18 protein-coding genes are annotated in these 20449 nt (G+C 47.0%); 4 read left to right on the plus strand and 14 right to left on the minus strand.

The annotated features are described in order from the left end of the window. The first annotated feature begins 53 nt into the window (after positions 1–53). The 4 genes from CWE13_RS06415 to CWE13_RS06430 are packed head-to-tail and all read left to right on the plus strand — an operon-like array spanning position 54 to position 6018. Complete coding sequence (locus tag CWE13_RS06415) at positions 54–644, plus strand: type IV pilus modification PilV family protein (protein WP_126806963.1); 591 nt, start codon at positions 54–56, stop codon at positions 642–644. Beyond that, entirely contained in the window at positions 644–1477 is an 834-nt protein-coding gene (locus tag CWE13_RS06420; RefSeq protein ID WP_126806965.1) for a PilW family protein, read from the plus strand. Before CWE13_RS06415 ends, CWE13_RS06420 begins: the two co-directional genes overlap by 1 nt. Then, positions 1467–1976 (plus strand): pilus assembly PilX family protein, encoded by a 510-nt coding sequence (locus CWE13_RS06425; protein ID WP_126806967.1) that lies wholly within the window; start codon positions 1467–1469, stop codon positions 1974–1976. The genes CWE13_RS06420 and CWE13_RS06425 overlap by 11 nt, the downstream gene beginning before the upstream one ends. Position 1977: 1 nt before the next feature. Continuing rightward, complete coding sequence (locus CWE13_RS06430; protein ID WP_126806969.1) at positions 1978–6018, plus strand: polymer-forming cytoskeletal protein; 4041 nt, start codon at positions 1978–1980, stop codon at positions 6016–6018. Between the two features lie 106 nt (positions 6019–6124). Here CWE13_RS06430 and CWE13_RS06435 read toward each other — a convergent pair whose 3' ends face one another. From CWE13_RS06435 to pyrC, 14 genes are all read right to left on the minus strand, one after another. Next, the gene (locus CWE13_RS06435) at positions 6125–6991 is read right to left on the minus strand and encodes an MBL fold metallo-hydrolase (RefSeq protein WP_126806971.1); all 867 of its coding nucleotides are present in this window, start codon (positions 6989–6991) and stop codon (positions 6125–6127) included. 195 nt (positions 6992–7186) lie between these two features. After that, positions 7187–7708 (minus strand): prepilin-type N-terminal cleavage/methylation domain-containing protein, encoded by a 522-nt coding sequence (locus CWE13_RS12685; protein ID WP_126806973.1) that lies wholly within the window; start codon positions 7706–7708, stop codon positions 7187–7189. A 69-nt stretch (positions 7709–7777) separates the two neighbouring features. Beyond that, complete coding sequence (locus tag CWE13_RS06445) at positions 7778–8410, minus strand: prepilin-type N-terminal cleavage/methylation domain-containing protein (RefSeq protein WP_126806975.1); 633 nt, start codon at positions 8408–8410, stop codon at positions 7778–7780. A gap of 239 nt (positions 8411–8649) precedes the next feature. Further along, entirely contained in the window at positions 8650–9234 is a 585-nt protein-coding gene (locus CWE13_RS06450) for a hypothetical protein (protein WP_126806977.1), read from the minus strand. Further along, entirely contained in the window at positions 9234–10535 is a 1302-nt protein-coding gene (locus tag CWE13_RS06455; RefSeq protein ID WP_126806979.1) for a type II secretion system F family protein, read from the minus strand. The genes CWE13_RS06450 and CWE13_RS06455 overlap by 1 nt, the downstream gene beginning before the upstream one ends. Then, complete coding sequence (locus CWE13_RS06460) at positions 10528–12315, minus strand: GspE/PulE family protein (RefSeq protein WP_126806981.1); 1788 nt, start codon at positions 12313–12315, stop codon at positions 10528–10530. Before CWE13_RS06460 ends, CWE13_RS06455 begins: the two co-directional genes overlap by 8 nt. Next, positions 12315–13520, minus strand: a complete 1206-nt coding sequence (locus tag CWE13_RS06465) for a tetratricopeptide repeat protein (RefSeq protein ID WP_157980940.1) — start codon at positions 13518–13520, stop codon at positions 12315–12317. Before CWE13_RS06465 ends, CWE13_RS06460 begins: the two co-directional genes overlap by 1 nt. Then, positions 13517–14428, minus strand: a complete 912-nt coding sequence (locus CWE13_RS06470; RefSeq protein ID WP_126806984.1) for an ExeA family protein — start codon at positions 14426–14428, stop codon at positions 13517–13519. Before CWE13_RS06470 ends, CWE13_RS06465 begins: the two co-directional genes overlap by 4 nt. A gap of 63 nt (positions 14429–14491) precedes the next feature. Further along, positions 14492–16162, minus strand: a complete 1671-nt coding sequence (mshL, locus tag CWE13_RS06475; RefSeq protein ID WP_126806986.1) for a pilus (MSHA type) biogenesis protein MshL — start codon at positions 16160–16162, stop codon at positions 14492–14494. Then, on the minus strand, positions 16159–16533 hold the full coding sequence (locus tag CWE13_RS06480; RefSeq protein WP_126806988.1) for a hypothetical protein: 375 nt from the start codon (positions 16531–16533) through the stop codon (positions 16159–16161). Before CWE13_RS06480 ends, mshL begins: the two co-directional genes overlap by 4 nt. Continuing rightward, positions 16517–17215: a type II secretion system protein GspM gene (gene gspM / locus CWE13_RS06485; RefSeq protein ID WP_126806990.1), complete on the minus strand. Its 699-nt coding sequence runs from the start codon at positions 17213–17215 to the stop codon at positions 16517–16519. The genes CWE13_RS06480 and gspM overlap by 17 nt, the downstream gene beginning before the upstream one ends. After that, positions 17212–18000, minus strand: coding sequence for a PilN domain-containing protein (locus tag CWE13_RS06490; protein WP_157980941.1), 789 nt, complete (start codon positions 17998–18000; stop codon positions 17212–17214). The genes gspM and CWE13_RS06490 overlap by 4 nt, the downstream gene beginning before the upstream one ends. Then, a complete protein-coding gene (locus tag CWE13_RS06495; protein ID WP_126806994.1) occupies positions 17997–18971 on the minus strand; it encodes a type IV pilus biogenesis protein PilM in 975 nt (324 codons plus the stop codon). The genes CWE13_RS06490 and CWE13_RS06495 overlap by 4 nt, the downstream gene beginning before the upstream one ends. Positions 18972–19287: 316 nt before the next feature. Continuing rightward, the gene (pyrC, locus tag CWE13_RS06500; RefSeq protein ID WP_126806996.1) at positions 19288–20352 is read right to left on the minus strand and encodes a dihydroorotase; all 1065 of its coding nucleotides are present in this window, start codon (positions 20350–20352) and stop codon (positions 19288–19290) included. Between the last annotated feature and the right edge of the window lie 97 nt (positions 20353–20449).

Here is a 20449-nt window from a genome sequence, read left to right on the forward strand (position 1 = left end):
GAAAAAGCACGGGCAAGCAGCGCACACAGCCAACATGAGCAAGGGAATCATTCATGCCAAACCAACACTACCTCAATCTGAGTAAGCCCCGAAAAAACGCGGCGCGTGCGCAGCAGGGTTTTACCTTGATTGAAATTATTGTTGGTATTGTTACCTTAGGCATCAGTATTGTTTTACTAAGTGTCATTATCTTCCCGCAGGCGCAACGAAGCGCAGAGCCTATTTTACAATCTCGTGCCGCCACATTAGGTCAAGCAATACTTGATGAAATCATGAGTAAATCTTTCGATGAAAATAGCGATCGGTCCGGTGGCGCTGAACGTTGCGGTGAAACCGGTGCCACTTCCTGTACTCTTGAGGTTGATTTTGGCCCCGATGGCGCGGGCGAAACTCGCGATCGCTTTAACGACGTGGATGATTACGATGGCTTGAACGATACAACTTCACCGCTTGAAGATGCTTTAGGCGATGAAATTGCCGCCCGATACTCAGGTTTTGGCTATGCCATTAGCGTTTGTTACAGCGATAGCAGCGGCGAGTGTTTGAACACAGGCGCGATCTCGTTATTTAAGCGCGTAGAAGTAACGGTAACCACATCACTAGGGCAAGATTTTCAGTTTAGCGCTATACGGGGCAATTACTAATGCGCCGCGTTAATGGCTACACTTTGATAGAACTGGTGATCGTGATCATTTTACTCGGCATTACCAGTACCTTTATTTTTAGTTATATCGGTTTTGGTGCACGGATATATAGTGATGTGGCCGGCCGCGAACAATTAGTTTCCCAAAGCCGTTTTGCAGTTGAGCGTTTAACCCGTGAATTGCGCAACGCCCTGCCACGAAGCATTCGGGTATTACCTGGCGATTTACAGCGCTGCATCGAGTTTGTTCCAATTCTCACGAGCAGCAGTTACGTGCAAATTCCAAAAGCTGGGCCCACGGCCAGTGATGATTTTATTGGTGTATTGCCGCAAACCACGAACACTCTAGCCGGTGAATATCTCTTTGTGTATGCCACCAATGCGAATTTCATCTATGGTAATACGCCATTGCGCCGTAAAACCATCGATGCGGTGAGCAATAATGTACCGGAAGATGGCTTAATCACCATTGATTACAGCAATACACCCAGTTTTTTTCCAACTGATAGCCCAGCCTCGCGATATTATGTAGGAGGCCAGCCTGTAAGCTGGTGTTATAACGCAAACACAAACGCACTTGAGCGTTATCAAGGCTATGGTTTAGGTGTTTCGCAGCTTACTCAAGCAGCTCTGCAAAGTGGATTCAGTGGAAGCCGTGAAATTATGGCCGTTGACATGGATAATGATTTAAATAACGACGAACTGCCATTCCGCGTATTTGAAGCCACGCTGCAACGCAGTAGCCTAGTGCAAATCGATCTACGATTCCGCCGCAGCGCTGAAAACGAACCGTTGCAGATTCTTCATGAGGTGCATGTGCCTAATGTTCCATAACCGTGATCAGAACAAGAAAAATCGTTTTCGCCATCGCTTTGTTCGGCAACGCGGCGGAGCGCTTGCCGTAGCTATTTTCATTATCGTGGTAATGAGTATTCTTGGCGTAGCCATGGTGCGTATCCTAGGTGATCTAGGGCGTGCCACGGTAAGTGATGTATATGGCACTCGAGCCTACGCCGCTGCACGTAGCGGCGCGGAACTATTCTTAACGGATTTATTCCCGCTTGATGCGCCAGTAGATACTAGTGTTTGCTCAGTAAGGGATACAAGTGTTCCGTTGAACAATCCGTTTACCCCGGATCTCACCCAAGCCTTCGCAGTACCGGGTTTAAATGGCTGCAGCGCCGAAGTGGCCTGTGATTATCTTGATCTTGGTGCCATCGACCCAGCCTACACCGGCACGCACTTTCGTATCATCACCCGCGGTATTTGCGACGCTGGTGATATGGAATATTCAAAGGAAGTGATTTTGGAGGCCATCGATGGTGGGAGTTAAAATGCTAAAAACGCCGGTTCCTTGCAATAGTACCCGTGCTTTTAATCAGGTTTTAGGTTTGATTCTATTATTCCTGATTTCGTTTTCAGTTTTTGCTGCCGATTACACTATCCCAAATGATCCACCCCCTGGCTGTAATCGCAGTGGTGGCACCGTTACCTGTCCAAATGGGTTAAACCTTAACTGGGGTGATACAATTTCGGTTGGCGGAAACAATCGCTCTTTAGTTATTATTGGTAATGCGAATTTACAGAATGCGCAAATTAACGTTGGCGGGACCACGAGCCGTTTGTCAGTTTCTGTATCCGGTGATCTAAGCACTGGTTTTGGCTTTAATATTAATTCAGCACTTGATGTTGGGGGAGTATTAAACACCGGCAGCAATAATACTTTTAATGCTTCGGTAACCGCAGGAACCATTAATAGTGGTAGTAGCACGCAGTTTTTAGCTGACATTAGCGCAAACTCGATAACAACTCAAAGCAGCACTTTAATTGATGGTAACGTTACGGTTACGAACTCGTTTAACGGTGGCTCAACCAATACTATTACTGGCTCTATTGATGGCGGGAGTATTACAACCGCTAACGCTACGGATATTGGTGGCACTATTACCGGTACAACGGTTACCGTAGGTTCTGCGAATAATGTAGGTGGCACGATAACCGGTGATAGCATTTCGATTCAATCATCGAACACCACAGTAAACGGGGCTCTGAACTCATCAACCACGGTGTTTATTGGTAGCTCCGCCACAATTAATGGGCCGGTAACGGGAACCGACATTACCACAAACTCACCGGTAACTATAAATGGGAGTGTAACCGCAAGTGGCGATTTCACTCTAGCGAGTAATAGCTCCGTAACCGGGAATGTCAGCGCTACCAATGTAAATATTCAAGCCAGCAATTCGGATGTAACCGGAAACGTTACCGCTACCAATACGATTGATATCGGAAGTGGCTCAGGTATTACCGGGAATGCAACTGCAACTAACATCACTTTAAACTATTCAAACGCTTATGTTACCGAAAATGCAACTGCAGACGAGACTATAACTAACAATCAAGGTTCGATTGGGGGCAACGCCACAGCGCCGGAAATAACAAATAATGGCGGTAATGTTGGTGGCGATGCCATTTGTGATGATTCCGATGGGCAAACGCCACACAGCTGTGTTGCCGGGCCAGGAGATGAGGATGATTCTTGCGAGGCGGTTACAGGATTTAGTGAGTACGGTGTTATTGGCAACACCCAATTCGAATATGGCAGTGGCTCCACTATAAATGGCAACTCCATAGATGGTGATGGTAACACGCCAACACCTTCAGGTAGTGTCACCACCGTCCCTACAGAATTCCCTCCTTTTGAGCCGTTACAATTCCCAAGTAATTTGGTAGGTGGCCCGGATGTTGAAGATCAAACAGACATTGCACCCGGCAGTTACGATACCGTTGAGGCCGATGATGATGAGTTTATATCGACAACCGGCGGCGGCACTTACTACATAGAAAAGCTGGATTTGAAAAATGGAAGCACCATCCAGTTTGGTCCGGGGGATTACTTCATTGAAGAAATTGACATGGGTAATAACGTTACTATGACCGTTCAACCTTCAGGACCTGTTCGGTTATTTATAGAAGACCAAATGGATGGCGGAAATAATATATTTATAAATAGCGGCGGAAATACTGCCAATTTCATGATTTTTTTATACGAAGACGCGGAAATAGATATAGGTAACACTAATAATTCACCAAACTCCGGGTTCACAAATTTTAATGGGGTAATTTACGCGCCATTCGATAACACTGAGGTAGACTTCGGTAACAACAATAATATTCAAGGCTCAATTGTAAGTGCGGGAGAGGTTTCGGTTGGCAGTAATACAACTTTCACCTACTCACAACAAACTCAGCAACAAGTTTTAGAGGCATTCGACTGTGAGCCGGAAGATGGAGAAATACTTTACTTTCAGGTTCGCCGCCCCGGCTCGCTAGTTAGCTGCTTTACAGCACCTATTGAGATCAGAGCATGCGCTAATGCGAATTGCACGGAGCTATTTGAAGATGCTGCGTCTGTTGAGTTGACGACTTCAAATGCAACAGCCGAATGGGCAAATGGTGATATTACCAGCGGCGGCGGTACAACGGTAAGCACAGTGAGCCTATCAAATGGTATTGGTGTTGTTGGCCTGCAAAATATTCCTGGCGGGAATACGCCCTTTTCAGTATCAAGTTCAACACCTAACGCGGTGAATCCTACCCAGTGTTTTGACCCAACCGGAACAACCTCGGGAACTTGCGCTGTTGATTTTAGAACCGCTGGCCTGCTTTTTGTAGGTGCGAACAATTTCGATCCAATACCCGATACGCACGCTGGCGTTGATTTCTCGGTTGCCTTGCGCGCCGTTGAAACCAATGTAAATACCGGTGCGTGTGAAGCCCGCGTACAAGGTACGCAAACGGTTGATATCGGCGTGGAGTGTGTTAACCCAGCGTCTTGTATGCCCGGGCAGAACTACAGTATTGACGGTACCAATATTGGCCTGAATGATTTAGGTTCAAACGCCAATAAACAGCCAGTAACGCTTAGCTTCGATGCAAACGGCATTGCCCTGTTGCCCCACAACTATACCGATGTAGGTGAACTACGGTTGCATGCAGAGCTTACATTGCCGGCCGAGCCCAACGCTAACAATCCGGATATTAACGATCCACCGGTAGTGTTAGATGGAACGGGCTTAAACGAATTCGTGGTAAAGCCGCATACATTGGTGTTACAAGCACTCGATAGTGACGGCGACCTATGGACCGCCACCACCAATACAGGCGATGGTTTTCAAGCTGCGGGCTCGCCTTTTAACGTGATCATTCAATCGTTGAATGCCAGTGGCAATGCAACACCGAACTTTGGTAACGAGAGTACCCCAGCCGGAGTACAAGCCGCTTTTGATTCTGTTGCTTTTCCAACCGATGGTGAAGATGGCACGGTAACTACCGGCAGCGCCTTTGTGCCCGACAACGTTTACCCCGGCGCCCAGCGTTCAAACGGCGTTACTTGGGATGAGGCGGGTACTGTTAATTTAATAGCGAGCCTAACGGGCGATAGTTACCTCGGCGCTGGCGATGTGATTGCTAAGCCACCCAGCCCGGTTGGCCGATTCTACCCGGATCGTTTCATTGTCGACGATTCTTCCGTTGTAAATGCGTGTACAGGCGATGGTTTCAGTTATATGGGCCACAACGAAATTATCGTGTCTGCTATTGTGCATGCGGTGAATACAGCGGGCGGTATCACCGAAAACTACGGCCGCACCAACTATCCAGGCTCTGCCGATATTAATGCAGTTGCCGCCAATGTAGGTCCGGCTGACGCGCCTGCTGATGATTTCCCTAATCGCTTTGGCATTAGCTGGTCAGCCGATTGGGCTTATGGGGTTATGTCGGTGAATGAACCACAAGCAGTGTTCCAACGCCTTGCGGATGAAGGCCCCGATGGGCCTTATGCAAACCTTAATGTAGGGCTGCAAATTGCGAATGAACAGGATAGCCGAACGTTCAGTGGCACTGATTTAACCTTAGCAACTCAGCTGGGCGCCGCAGCTCCCCTTGCTGATGAGCTTAACCTTCGCTACGGCCGCCTCGTGCTGGAAAATATTGCCGGGCCAGAAGATGAAAATCTGAACGTAATTATGCTCGCCGAATATTGGGATGGAAATCGCTTTATGGTAAACAACCTCGATAGTTGTACGGTAACCAACGCGGTTAATTTAAGTATTATCGATAATCCAAACAACTTAGTAACAGGGCCCGATGGCATAAGCGGAACGCTAGAAAATGGCGAATTGGTGTTCGGTGATTTATTCTGGGAGCCCGCAAATGATATCGGTGAGTTTGAGTTCGAGTATCAAGCGCCCACCTGGCTGCAATACCCATGGGTGGACAACGCCGGTGATCCCTACGCCAACCCTAGAGCCTTTGGCAGCTTCGGCCAATATCGCGGAAATGACCGCATTATCTATTGGCTAGAGCTACGCTGAGTTCTTTTCTAACATTAAAAAAGCGGTGCTTAAGATTTACTTAAGCGCCGCTTTTTTCTTCTTTCAAAATATATTTACTAACCAACTTTATGCATTCACGTCGAGCTTACTGCGCCATCATGTCGTTATATAACGTACGAATCCAACGATCTTCATTGATAAAGTTCCAGCTCCAGCTTTCCCATTTTTCGCCTAAGCCTGCGTCAGCCATATCATCAACGCTGGCATCAGCTGCGTGCCAATCGCGCACCTGTTGCCGCGTTTCAATAATCATATCGTGCACGTCTTGTAACTGCTGTTTGCTTGCTAAGCCACCATGGCCCGCTACAATCTGGGTGTCATCTTCAAGACGCTCGAGCAAATCCGCTAGTGCATCGATATAACCCTGCACTGTGCCACCCGCCCCTAAATCAATAAACGGGAAACGCGCTACGAAGAACAAATCGCCAAGGTGCACAATATTTTCACCATCAACCCACACCACCATATCACCATCGGTATGCGCCGTTGGGTAATGCACTAAGGTTAAGCTATGGCCGCCAAGCTCCAGGGTAAGCGAGTTATCCGCTAAAATAGTAGGTAGGCCGGCTTCTGGAAATTCATCATCCTCAGCTAAGCGAGTGCGCACGTTTTTATGCGCCACAATCTGGACACCCAGCTCTTCACCCATATAACCATTTCCACCTACGTGATCGCCATGAAAGTGCGTGTTTATCAAGTAAGTAAGCGGAACTTGGCCAAGCTCATCAACTTTTGCTGCAATACGTTCAGCCATTTGCGCATACTGCGCATCAACTAACACCGTTCGAGTTTCCGTCGTTACCAGCATCATAGTGCCGCCCTGTCCCTCAAGCATATACACACCTTGTGTTAGCTCAGTTTCACTAACCTGCTGCGCGTGCGCAACGTTAACTAATTGAGCGCCAACAAAAGAAAAACTTAATATCACCGCTAACATACTAAACATCTTCATAATCTTGCTCCCGTAAAGCCGAATGTTCTCGTTAAATCAGTTAGTAGTTATAGTAGAAATCGAAAGTTTTGGATCCTTTATAATTACGGTGACTACCGTTATTTGCTTGCTTCGACTCTTGAAAAAGCTACCAAATTAAATAAAAGCCAATAAAAAAGGGGCCGAAGCCCCTTTTTAAAATATAAGCTAATTAGATTAGCAAAGATCAGTTACACGCTGTGTCGCATAGATTTCGATTTCAACAGCTGGTGTTGCGTCGCTGTTATAACCTTCTACGTAAACCACAAAGCAACCGCTCAAAGTTTCGTCAGCGTCAAATTCCCAATCGGTTGTATCCAGCGCTGAGTTATAAATCGCGATCGCAGGAACATCTGCAGCATCACCATCAGCAGTTACATTGGTTACTGCAGCGTTAGTCCAGTCGTCACTCAAAGAAAGGGCCGCGATGATTCCATCAGTATCCGCTGTTGGATAACCATATGCTGTAGTAACGCCTTCTGCAGTTCCGCTTGAACTGCGCTCTGTGCCTGCAACAACTGATTTACCATAAACGATACCTGCTGCACCGTTAATACTTCCTTCAACACCTTGAAGCGTAGAAATACGCGCATCTGTTGCAAAGTTAAAGAACCGTGGTGCTGCAGTTACGGCCAAGATACCTAAGATAATGATCACGATGATCAATTCGATTAATGTAAAACCTTTTTGCTGTTTCATGTTATTCACCTTTATGTTGCCTAAGTTTAAAAATTAAGTTTAAAAGTTCCGTGGCAGTAATACTGCCTGCTAGTTGCTTCTATTGAGGTTAACGTTTACGCCTCCGGTACGTGGGTTGTACACGAAATTGTTACCTACCGTTAGATAATCGTCACCACTGGGCGCATCTAGCAAGCTTCTTAATGTTCTGGCCTGGTAGTACACACAGATATTGTTGGTGCCGTCATTTTCCGCCGCAACAAAGAATCGTACTCTGTCTAGGTCGGCGAAATTGGTGCTAGCCGTAGGCGCGCCCTGCAATATAGCAGCGAACAAACTACGGCAATCTTCTGCATCCATGTTGTTGTCGTGTGCTGATGGATTATCTAAACCACTTACTGGATAGCCGCGGTTACCATCAACATAGACTTGAATTTCATCAATTAATACAATAGAGCCAGCGCCTGTCGTTTCGTCATCACCTACTGGGCGGCCATCGAGTTCCCATTGGCCGCGCACGATACCCACAGCACTGGTAAAGCCACCGGCTACGCCTTCAAGTGAAGCATCTTCCGCTTGGCTAGAAATATCGGTAAAGCGCGGTAAAGCACTTGCTGCTAAAAGGCCAAGAATGATCACAACAATAATGAGTTCGATCAGCGTAAAGCCTTTTTGCTGGAAAGCGCTTGGGCTTCTCGTATTGTTCAGATACTGCTTTATCATTTTATCCTTTACCTCTTTCTGCTTTTTCCTTGGCGCTTCACAATTTGCACTTAACTTCAAAGTCTGTGCTGAAAACAATGTTGTGAAGCGAGCAAACTTTATACAGTGATCATAACAACTAAGGCCTAGTTTGCTCTATACTAAATGTTATATGCGACATTTTGCACACCCCACCCGCATTGGCTTTTATGCAATTTAATATTTCAGATTGCACTTCAGCTAACCGCTACTCGACACCCCTAACGCGGTTTGGGCTCATGATATATTTGCCCATTCGAAGGCTGATATCGAAAACGTAGGCTGCCATCGTAGTAAAATTCACAAAACCATTGATTGCGGTGTTGAGCCCATGCCGTATTCATGGCTCTGCGCATATCGCCAGGCTCAGCCAATAGTTCCCATATATCTTGGCACATAGCGTTGCCAGTGCGTTCGCCATTGCGGCCAATAGGCCAACCATTTTCACCCATAGGGATTTCTGTAAAGGTATCGCCTCGAACTTCGAGAGCTACCTGCCGTGGCTCACTCAAACGAATCCACTCCACATGCGCCAGCATTACATGAGTTTGAAACCGGCTCGCCGCCGCATCAAATTCCGTATCGCGCCAGCCCGCGGTATCCTCAGAAAACATATTTACTGATGCACCGCGCATCAACACACCCACAACCACCATACTGACTAAGCTAATAATCAGAGCAATACCTAAAGTAGAGCTGGAACTAGATGCTGCTGCGCTGGCGGCTTTCACCGGCAGCGTTATCTTATTTGCCGAAGCAGTGCCAGATGAGGCTGAACGTGAGCGCTTACGCTTTTCCTCGTCCATTACATACCACCCCCGTAGGCCCCCATCATTTCCCACATCGGTAAGAAAATACCCAGCGCTAGGAAAAGCACCATCACCGCCACAACGCTAATCATAATTGGCTCAATACGTGCAGTGATGTTTTTCAAATCGTAATCGACTTCGCGTTCGTAGTATTCCGCCGCTTCAACCAGCAAATCATCTAAACTACCGGTTTCTTCACCCACCGCTACCATTTGCAACACCAAAGGTGTGAACAATTCACTATTTCGACTTACTCGCAATAGGCTTTCACCGCGCTCAATACCTTTTCGCATCTCACCCACGCGAACCGACATATACTGGTTATCTAAAGTTTCACTCACTAGGCCTAACGCTTGTGTGAGTGGTACACCAGAATTGAGCATCACCGAAAAGCTTCGGCAAAAACGAGCGAGCAACGAGCGTTCAAGAATATCGCCCACTGCCGGCATTTTCAGTTTCCAACCATCCCAACGCTCGCGCGCATGGGGTTGCTTTAACCAACGTATCGTACCCAAAATAACCCCAACAATGATTAAGATTAACACCCAAGTATAGTTGAGGAAAAAGCTTGAGCTAGCTAACAGCATGCGCGTAATCAACGGTAGCTCAACATCAAAACTCGCAAACATGGATGAAAACTGGGGGATCACGAAAATATTTAGAACAATCACCGCTGCTACTAAGAATATACTAACGAACATAGGATAACGCGTGGCGCTTTTTATGCGTTTTCGGGTATCGAGTTCGCCCTCCAAATACACCGCTAATTGCGCGAAACTTTGCTCCAATCGACCGGTATTTTCACCTACGTGTACTACCGCCACTACTAAGCGCGGAAACACTTTCGGGTGCTCAGCCATTGCCGTTGAGAGCCCACGGCCTCGCTCGAGTTGCTCACAGATTTCTTTTAGCGCCTCACCGAGTTGGCGGTTAGTTGCATTTTCTGCCAAGCCTTCAATAGCCCGCAACATAGAAATACCCGCTTTCGTGAGCGAGTACATTTGCCGAATAAACATAATTAAATCTGGCAGCGGCACGTTGCGCTTAAAAAAACCAGGTAGGCGCAAGCCTGCTTTTGCTTTACCGCCCGCTTGATTACTACGTGTCGATTTATTGGCGTTACGATTCTGCGGCTTCGCTTTTGCTTGAGCAGTTTTGGCCGCTCGCGGCTGAATTTTTAACGGGGTAATACCCTGCTGAATCAAAGTTTCTGCCACGGCATTCGCACTGGCACCACTAAGGTTGCCTTTTACATTTTTACCTGCACGATTTCGCCCGTGATAGAGAAAATCAGCCATCTCGATCAGCCTTTTCACTCGCATCGAGTTCATCAGCTTCTTGCATTAGCTGCATATCTTCATCAGAAAACACGGGCGTGCCTGCCGCTAGGGTTAGAACTTCATCAACCGAGGTAATACCTTCGAGCGCATAATCAAAACCCACTTCCGCGAGGGTTTTGAAATCTTTACTATCACGTGCAGCTTCAGCAAAAGATTGCGTGTCACTATTTCGTAACGCAGCGATCATCGGTTCATTCATTTCCAAGAGTTCAAAAACACCTACCCGACCCCGATAACCGGTAAAGTTACAACGTTGGCAACCACGGCCTGTATAGAACTTAGCGTTCTTCGGCACATCAGCAACAACGCTGCGCAACAAAGTGCTCTGCTGAGTATCTAATACATCTTCTTCTTTACAATGTTCACAAATACGCCGCACTAGCCGCTGTGCAAGCACAGCTCGCAACGCACTTGCTACGAGATAAGGGGCACCGCCCATATCAATTAACCGCATAGCACTGGTAATGGCATCGTTGGTGTGCAAGGTTGATAGCACTAAGTGGCCGGTAATCGCGCCCCGAAGGCCGATTTCTACGGTTTCCTGGTCTCGCATCTCACCCACCATGAGAATATCCGGATCTTGCCGCAAGGTTGTGCGCAACACGCGGCCAAAGTTAAGGCCAATTTTGCTGTTTACCTGCACTTGCGAAATTCGTGGTAAACGATATTCCACCGGGTCTTCTACCGTAATAATCTTCTTATTAGGCTGGTTTAGCTCACTCAAAATACCATAGAGCGTAGTGGTTTTACCCGAACCCGTTGGGCCGGTTACCAAAATCATGCCGTGGGGGCGGCCAATGTGATAACGAATTTTTTTCGCCAACGCTGCGGGCATACCGGTTTGTTCCAAGCTGAGCAAACCGTGCGATTGATCCAGCAAACGCATAACACAAGCTTCGCCCCACTGGGTTGGCAAAGTAGATAAACGCACGTCAATTTGATGACCGCGCACGGTCATCTGAAAACGGCCATCCTGGGGTAAACGCTTTTCCGAAATATCGAGGCTAGCCATTAACTTCAAACGCAACACCAATGCGGCGGCAATGCCTTTCTCATCGAGCATGGTTTCTTGCAACTGGCCATCCACCCGTTGCCGAATCCGCAAGCCTTTCTCTGCTGGCTCCAAGTGGATATCCGAAGCACGCACCTGCACAGCATCGGCAAAAATCGATTTTAATAGCCGGGCAACGGTAACATCATCGCCATCGCCTTCTAGAGAACTGCCTAAATCAAGTTCTGTTTCATCTTTTGATTCTTCTTGCAGTTGGCTCGCGTATTGTTCAATTTCTTGTGTTCGCCGATATAAACTATCAAAAGCATCGTAGAGTTGCCGTTCCGCAACAACAGCCAGCTCAATTTCTCTAGGCGCTAAGATAGCGGTAATTGCATCAATTGCTGTAAGGTCAGCAGGATCACTCATGGCAACAAGCGCGCGATTATCATCGGCTTCAACGATTAGGGCACGGTGCCGGCGGGCTTGCACTTCTGGTAGAAGCCGCGCTAAGTTCGGATCTAAACGGCGTTCACTGAGCTGTAGCACCGGCAAATTGAGCTGCTGGGCGAGGAAATCAAGCAGTTGCTGTTCCGTTAAATATTCAAGCTCGATCAATAAATCACCGAGCTTACGGCCCGATGTTTTTTGCGCTTTTAACGCTTGGTTAAGTTGTTCTTCAGAAATAACTTTTTCATGAACGAGCAAATCGCCCAAGCGCATTTTTAATCGATTACGGCGTGCCATTAGTTATTTAACGCCTCCCGCCGATCAAGTGCGAATTCTTGCGCGGAGCTCGATAGTCGAGTGTCTTGCAGGGCGCGGCGATAAGCTTCGGCTGCGGAATCGCGCAAGCTTGCATATTCCCCATCACCTTCACCTTGTAACTGTGCTAACTGCTCTAACGCATAACCATAACCTAACCACCAAGTGCCTTGATCGCTCCGCCAAGCCACCAACGGCTGATAACTCGCAACAGCTAACGCATAATCACCGGCATCGCTGGCCAGATTTGCACGCATCAAGAGAATGTCGGCGTCACGCGGTAACTGTGCATTCACATCACGCAGAAGCTCAAGCGCAAAACCAGGTTGTTCAATCCGATCATAAATCCGCGCTTTTAAAAGTAAAAATTCCGTGTTCGTTGGTGCCAGTTGCAAACCATCTCGCAAAAGCGCGATAGCATCAGCAGCAAAGCCCCGACCGAATTGTAGTGCTGCTAATTGTAAGCGGGCTTCATGGTGTTCAGCATCAACTAGCAACGCCTCTTGGAATCGTTGCATCGCTTCACGGCCATTACCCGCATCTAAACTTTCCATACCCCGGCGATATAAAGAAGGTGCTGTTGCTGTGCGGCTATCGCTGCGTTGAATGCTCATTTCACCAGCGTTAGAATCGGCCTGATTGTTGGTATCCTGCGGATTCCCAGTTTCTACTTGGTTGGCGGTTTCAGGAATATTCTCAGCGGCATCGTTTTCGATGCTAGCACTTTCATTTCCTGTACTCTCGGCATCATTCGATGCTGTTGCTACAGGCACCACCGGCACAGCTACTTGCCGAGTCCGAGCACGGTTCTCTGCACTGCTACTGTTCGCTGGTTCCGCGGCACTTGTTTGCTGAGCAAGTGTTTGCTGGGCTTCAGCATTCAATTCGCGCTCAAGCTCAGCTAACTCTGCTTCACGAGCATCTAATCGTGGACTTGTTCGCTCAATTCGTAATTGTTCAGCTGTTGGCAGGGGAGCACTCGTATCATGATTTAGTGTTGCATTTGCCCACATAAACACCGCTACAATGGCAAAAACAACTACAACTAAGATCACACCTGCAAGTGACCAAAGCCAACGGCGCGAGCGCAAAGCTGCTCCCGAATAAACATAATTGGCTTTCGCACCTGAATGATTCTGCCGCTCACGCTGATCAATATCTTTCAGCATTTGGTTAATAATACTCATACCGGCAACCATCCTAGTAAAAAGGCTAGGCTAACTGCTATTGCAGCCGCCACCAAAACCCCAGCAAAAAACCAGATCATATCTTGCCGTTTTGGCATGATGGCATCTTCGGTATCCGCGATAGCCGTTTTCGCATCTTTCACCGATAACGTGTGTTGGCCTGAACCATATGCGAGTAATAACATTTTATGGCATAACACATTAACCAAACGCGGAACACCTCGGCTACCTTTATGTAACCACCAAATTACATCGGGCTGAAAGAGCGGAGGCCCTTTGTAACCAGCTATCTGCAAACGGTGATGAACATAACGCCCCAAATCTTCTTCGGAAAGTGTTTCTAATTCATAAGAAAAGCTAATTCGTTGACGTAGTTGCCGAAGCTCCCGGGTTGCTAAACGCTCATCCAGCTCTGGCTGACCAAACATCACCAATTGTACAAGCTTCCGAGTTTCGGTTTCTAAATTCGATAATAACCGCAGAGCTTCTAAGCTTTCGTTAGGTAAAGCTTGGGCTTCATCAATAATTAATACCACTGAACGACCACTTTTGTTTAAGCTCAACAGTTTTTTTTCGATTTCTCGGGTGAGCTGATGCTGGTCGATTTTTGCGTGGTGCTCAATGCCCAACTCTGAAGCAACGGCATGGCGCAACTCTTCCGGTGGTAGATATGGATTGGGAATATACGCAGTAGCAAAATGATCTGGAATTTCGTTCAACAATTTTCGACACAGCAAGGTTTTCCCGGTGCCTACTTCGCCGGTTACTTTGATAAAACCTTCACCGGTTTTCAGAGCCGTTAATAACACCTGCAACGCTTCATCGTGGCCACGAAGGCCACAGTAGAAGTTGGTATTTGGTGTTAATGTAAACGGCAATTCTGAAAAGCCGAAGTGGTATAAATACATTATTATCCTTGCTGTTCCGAATTGTATTTTTATCGATTCGCGTTCATTTCTCGCGCAAGCTATTTACTGGCTTTCATACCAACGGCGAAGTAATTCGCGAGAAGATTCAAGTTCAGTATCCCAAGTATCTACGCCAACTACTGTAGGACGCAACATGATCACTAGCTCTTTCTTTACTTCACGTTGGCGTCGGTTGGTGAATAATTCACCAAGCAATGGAAGATTACCCAAAAACGGAACTTGGCTGAGCTCATCTGTGTAGGATGTTTGCATTAAGCCCCCAATAATCACTACTTCACCATCGCGAGCTCGGATAATAGTATCGGATTCACGAATATTGCTTCGCGCCAGAGGAAGTACCAAGGTTTCGCCGTTTAAACTAATGATTTTCTCTTGCTCTTGGGTTTCCGTAACCGAAGGGCGAATATGCAAAGTAATGCTGCCATCATCAGAAATTTGTGGCGTAACATCGAGCGCTATTCCTGAGAAAAACGGCGTTAACTGCACATTTGGCGTTGATGTTGTGGCTGTACCCGTCACCGTAGTAGTGGAAACATCCGTTACAAAATATTCATCTTCACCAATTTTTATGACTGCTTTTTGATTATTTGTAGCGGTTACTCGTGGGTTTGAGAGTACTTGCACGTTGCCCTGCGTAGAGAGCATCTCTAACATGCCATTGAACGATTGGCTTTGAAATTGCAGGCCAAACACTCCACCAAGTGATGCTGCATCCACGCTACCGCCACTGAAGCTAAATTCAGTAACACCACCGCCTATGCCGCTAGTAATTTGGCTCCAATCAACCCCTTGCTGATATCCTTCACTTAACGACACCTCGACGATTCGCGCTTCGAGTATCACTTGGCGTTGCAAACTACTTTCCGCTGACTTCAGAAAATCACGTGCAGCCCGAATTTCAGCAGGATATGCACGTACCGTGGCCAACCCAGCCTGGGGCGATACGACCACACGGCGGCCATCGCCGGTGCCTACCACACCTTCTAGCATTTCTTTTAAATCTTGCCAAAAATCAGTTTCTGATTGTGAAGAAATAGTGGATCCTGTCTGCCCGGTAAGGCCCGACGTTCCACCACCAGGTAAGCCACCCTGCGGTCCAGATCCTAAGCCGCCAAGATTACTATTACCCAAGTTACCCTGATTTTGACTAGAACCGCCAACACCACCACCCTGCTGTTCAGCAACACCGCCCGAGGTAATGGATGTTTGTGATTGCCCTTGGCGCCGCAGTGAAAGGTAATTTAACGATAAGGTTTCAGTTCGCAATCCAGCTGGAAAAACGCGGTAAATTCGGCCTTCACGGCGAATATCGAAACCATAAATATCTTGCACAACATCGAGTGCTTCTTGCAGCGTAACATCGCGTAGATTAACAGTAATAGTGCCTTGTACATCAGGATGAACTACAAGGCTATATGGGCTTTCATTCGTAAGCTGACCAAAGAAATCCGCGGCATTTACATCGCGAGCTTGCACCGAAAATCGAGGCTCTTCCAACAAACGATTACGTTCTTCACGGTTATTCAGTGGCTGCCGCAATTCATTACGCACATCACTCGGCAATCCCTTTAAGCGCTGATTTGTCGATGAGCGCTGCTCACCCGCACGCAAAGCGTCATCGGCTTCATCGGCCAACTGCTCTGGCGGCTTACTGATACACCCCGTTAGGACGATACATCCGATCAGGATGCTCAGGCTGCTTCTTACTCTCATGGATTATCCTTAAAGCTACTGCGCGTTAAACCGGAAAATACCGACAAAACGATCTGTTCGTTATTGCGAATCAGTATTACACGATCTACTTCAATATTTTGCACATCCCAACCACCTAGGCGATCGCCGATCATATAGGTATCGCCGTTAATCACTGCACTGCTGCCTTCCGAGCTGTAGCGGATTAGGTTAAGTTTTAAATTTGCGGTACGTAAACGTGATTGCTCGCCTTCGGAACCAGCCTCGTTGGTATTTACCGCTGGCCGGGTAGGATCCCGCTGTACCGCGGAAGTATCACTGGCACTCACGGTGAAATAGCAGCTACAAAACGCAAAAATTAAGAGCGCTACTAGGTTATTCTTCTGCATCATTCACCTCCACCGGCTGTATCACTCTGGCTTGTTGGCTCAAGGTATACAAACGTAAGCGTACAAACGCTGTTGGATAAGCATCTACTTGATAATCTAGCTCTTGCCAATAAAAGCCAAAAGGTAGGTCTTGCAAGCGTTGTAAATAATCTCGTATCGAGAAATAGCTTCCCTCAAGCACCAGTTCAACGTTGTGTTGATACACTGTGCCTGTAGGTGTGTCTTCTAGAAAGGGTACCGGTGCGTAGGTATCGAATGAACGCAATGTTAGCCCCGAATCGTTATTGTTCTCTGCTGAGCTACCGATATTTTCTGAATCCATCAACATAGCTTGTAGCCAATCTAATAACTGCTCGGGTTCAATAAATTCGGCTAAGTTATCGAGTTGTTGATTCAAGCGATCATTGCGGCTTGAAAGTTGGCGTTGCCGACTACTCAACGCAGTATCAGGATCGGCCTGCAATTCGGCTTGTGCGGCCGCTACCTGCTGCTGCATGCTTGTTGCTTGTGCGGTAGCTTGTTGCAATTGACGTTGCATTCCATCGCGTTCTTCTAGGCCCGGTTCAACTAGGAATATGTACCCAAGCCAAGCCACCAATAAGATAGAAACGAGAGCTAAAATATACTGCTCCCGCTTTTCACGGTCGCTAAACCAGAGTTCCGCATTGGCTAACCATTGTTTCATCGGTTACCTCCAGAAACACTCTCAAGCTTCCGCAATGCTTCTTCTAGTTTTTCTTGCTCTCGCTCTCTCTCAATTGCATTTTCTTCTTGCGCAGCACGCACTTCTTCCGCGATATCACGCTGCTGGGAATTCGAATCACTACCGTTGTTAGAATTCTCACTATCTCTTGCCGGCATACTATTCAGTGAAAAATCACCCATATCACCAGCATTTCCTTGCAATACAAAACTAAGCAGATCACGGCTATCGCGTTTGAGTTCAACCATATTGAAGCGCCGTTCTGATAAAACCGTTGATGTTTTAAAGCTCTGCATCCATTGCGGTAAAATACTGGCATTTACTGAATGCCCATGTAAATTTAAGCGATTGCGATCTTGATGTATTCGGGTAAGCCAAACGCCTTCGCGGTGCAAAATTGCCAAATCAGTAAGCAACTCTGCATAGTCTTGTTGTTTTATCTGGCCTCGACGTTGAAACTCAGCCAATAAAAATTGACGCATCAACACCTCAGTTTCTAGCCGATTCACTTCCGCCTTTAATTCTGAACTTGGTTGTTGTGCTCGAAGCTGCTCACTTATTTGCGCCAACTGTTGCTGCTCATTAGCCAACGCCGAACGTTGAACGTTGATTTGCGATTGTAAACCTTGTACTTGAAACATAACGGTAGCTTTCCAAGCTACCAAAACAGCGCATACAACGATAACTCCCAACAACACACGAGTGAAGTTCAGCCAGGGCTGTTCCGGAATGAGATCTTGTTGGAATAGATTTATCGTATGCTTCATGAGCTCGTTCCCTTGGCGCCAGGAGCTTGAGAGAACATGAACCATAGCAGCCCAGAAATAGCTGCCAAATCAGAGTAATCACCGGCAGCGAGCTCTTTCGCCCACGCCGGATAAGCGAGCATACTCACTTGCATACCCAGCTGAGCGCCAATTACTTCAGCAATCGCCTTTGCATTTTTATGATCGATCGCCAACTCAATATCGGCAAGTGGCGCTTGCCGTAATTGACCGGTATAAAAATCTTGTGAGCGCTGCAATTCTATCGAGAGATTTTCTAGCTCACCAATGTCTTCTGGATCGATCGTTGCTAAATTGAATGCCGCCGGTAATCTCCGACTTACAACAAGTTGTTGTTTGGCAATAATATGCAGTTGCGCGCGTTCACCAGCGGATTGGCTTACTAACATACCGCGCAGCTCTTCTTCGAGCCATTGCGTAAGCGCCATATCTTGATTCACAATGCCCGCCACCTGCATTCCTTGGCTCGCCAAAAAGGTAACTAACGGTTGAATTTTTTTCCGGCTGGTAGCAACGACATTAATTTTTTTAGCGCCCGCCACTTGCACAGGAATATCGTAGTAATCGAGCAACAAATCATCGGCAGGAATCGATACTAAATCTTTCAATGTCCACTGCAGCGTAGGGACAATATCTTGCTCAGGTACATCGGGGCGTTCCACCGCCACTTGCTCAACGAGGCTAGAGCCTAACACCAACTGTACGGGATGCTTTTTAAAATCAAAGCTATCATAGCGAGAAATCAGCGTTTCAATAGCAGCTAGCGGGTTGTGGTCAGAGATAAGTTCTTCATCGTTCACCACCAATTGCCACGCCTCTCCGGCATGCATCAGCACAGAACCACTTACTTGATCTTCAGTAACTACTTTAAGAATGGCAAGCTGCACAGAGGATTCGCAAATCCCGAGCGCTACTATTAGCTTCTTTTTGTTTGTTTTAAAAAACTGAAACAAACGAATCCCTCTTTTATTGATTGTACTGGTGGTGATTCCGGATCACTTAATGAGTATTTAAAACACCTACAAATTAAGTAAGAAAAACATAACTGCAACGGAAGCTACACGCTCGCCAAAAATTCCATATTCATTTTTTAAATATGGCACTAAGCCACCATATTTTAAAGCTTTTTTACCAAGATAATCATACTTTCTCTGTATGACAAATAGAATATAGGTATCTTAATATACGAAGCCGCTGCATATTAATTTCGCAGCGCATATAGGCCATTATTTCATGCGCTTGGCGTTTTAATTTGGTATTAACTTGGAATTAAACACGCACTTGCCACTGCAGTGATTTTCCGGCCCAATATGGCACCCACGTTTCACCGTTGTGAGTTACTGTTTCTGGCGCTTGCCATTCCGTGCGTTGCAAGACGAGCTTTTGCGTGTTCCGTGGCCGGCCATAAAAATCGGCTCCGAAGTGGCTGGCAAAACCCTCCAATTTATCTAACGCATCGAGCTGAGCAAATGCTTCGGCATAGAGTTCAATAGCAGTAAAGGCAGAGAAACAACCAGCACACCCGCATGCCGTTTCTTTCTTCGCTTGCACATGTGGTGCCGAATCTGTGCCTAAAAAGAACTTTCTATTTCCGCTAATCGCAGCCTGCTGAAGTGCTTCTTGATGGGTACGCCGCTTCAACACGGGCAAACAATAATTGTGTACGTGCACGCCCCCCACCAACAGATCATTTCGGTTCATTAGTATGTGTTGTGGCGTAAGTGTTGCCGCTACTAAATCATGCGCACTCGTAACAAAATCAACCGCATCTTTGGTAGTAATATGCTCTAAAATAACTTTCAAACGGCCATAACGTTCGGTGATAGGTGCCAAATAACGATCAATAAATACCTTCTCGCGGTCGAAAATATCGATTTCTGGCTCCGTTACTTCGCCATGTACCAGCAACGGCACGCCAAATTCTTGCATTGTTTCCAGTACCGGACCCATTGCATCAACCGCCCGTACTCCGGCGCTTGAGTTCGTGGTGGCGCCCGCTGGATAAAGTTTATAGCCGATAATATTTGGATTTTGCGCAGCCTCACGCACATCTTGCGCCGTTGTATCTTGCGTTAAATACAATGCCATAAGCGGCTCAAATTCTATCCCCGATGGCACATTCGCAAGAATACGTTGCCGATACGCTTCCGCTTGCGCAACGGTGGTTACCGGCGGTGCTAAGTTTGGCATTACAATCGCACGTTTGAACACGCGCGCAGTGGCTGGCACCGTCATAGCCAACATATCGCCGTCGCGGAAATGTAGGTGCCAATCGTCGGGTTGGTCGATGCAAAGCGTGTCAGGGGAAACTGATGCCGAAGAAGTACTGGCCATAAAAAAGCTCCGAAGATATACACTGAGAGAATAATTCCCTATAGCATACCATCGGAGCCCGCGAACTCAGAATAAATCTGGTTATTTGTTCGCCGTA

This window comes from Aliidiomarina shirensis, from assembly GCF_003987345.1.
In the GTDB taxonomy this organism is placed as follows: domain Bacteria; phylum Pseudomonadota; class Gammaproteobacteria; order Enterobacterales; family Alteromonadaceae; genus Aliidiomarina; species Aliidiomarina shirensis.